We start from the raw sequence: 1,004 nt of genomic DNA, 5'->3' as shown, positions 1-1,004 counted from the left end.
GTGACCCTGGGGCTGGTGCTGGACGGCAGCGGTTTTGTGCGCCGTTCGCGGATGTTTGCGGGAAACGTCGCCGAGGCCTCCACTCTGGAAGAGATGCTGCAGGGGCTTGAGGCGCCGACTGGGGCGCTGGTGATCATGGATCGAGGGATTGCCACCGAGGCCAATATCAGCTGGCTGGTGGAGCATCACTACCGGTACCTGGTGGTCAGCCGGGAGCGGACCCGCCATTTTGATGAAGAGCAATCCGTGGCCGTCTCGACCGCGTCCGACCAGACCATCCGCCTTCAGCGGGTCGTCAGCGATGATGGCGGGGAAGTGCGCCTGTACTGTCATTCCGAGGAGCGGCAGGAGAAGGAAACCGCCATGACCAGCCGCTTCATGGAAAAATTTGAAAGCGGACTGGCCAAGCTCGCCGCCGGTCTGCAAAAGCCGCGGGGCGAAAGACGACGGGATAAGCTGCTGACGAGGATAGGACGTCTGCAGGAACAAAGTCACGGGATCGGCCAGCATTATCGTATCGAGTTGACCCCGGATGAAACCGGCGCCAAGGTAGTCGCGCTGACTTGGGAGAGGACGCCGGTCTCCGGCACGCAACTCACCCATCCGGGGGTCTACTGCCTGCGTACCAATGAAATGAACTGGGACGAGGAGACCCTGTGGCGGACCTACACCATGCTGACCGACCTGGAGGCGGTCTTTCGCAGTCTGAAGTCGGAATTGGGGCTGCGCCCGATCTACCATCACAAGGAAGACCGGGCCGAGGGGCATTTGTTCATTACGGTGCTTGCTTATCAGGCCGTCCAGGCTCTGCGGCGGAAACTCAAAGCCCAAGGCATCAAGGCAAGCTGGACAATGTTGCGGGAGATTTTCTCCACCCAGCAACGGGTCACCGCGACCTTCACGCAGCGGGATGGACGGACCCTGCATGTTCGCAAGACAACGGTTGCCGAGCCGAAACTGCAGCGGCTTTACACTGCCCTGGATCTGACAGCCGATCCGGTGGG

The 1,004-nt window shown here is 61.2% G+C and carries 1 protein-coding gene; it reads left to right on the top strand.

Features of this window, described 5'->3' with window-relative positions; translation table 11 throughout:
• On the top strand, window positions 1-1,004 hold a 1,004-nt coding region (locus Q8K49_RS11435; RefSeq protein ID WP_305306209.1), incomplete at both ends, for an IS1634 family transposase.

The sequence above is a fragment of the Brevundimonas sp. genome, assembly GCF_030682035.1.
In the GTDB taxonomy this organism is placed as follows: Bacteria; Pseudomonadota; Alphaproteobacteria; order Caulobacterales; family Caulobacteraceae; genus Brevundimonas.
Note: the sequence above shows the minus strand (reverse complement) of the source record. Positions and strands in the feature narration are given on the sequence as shown.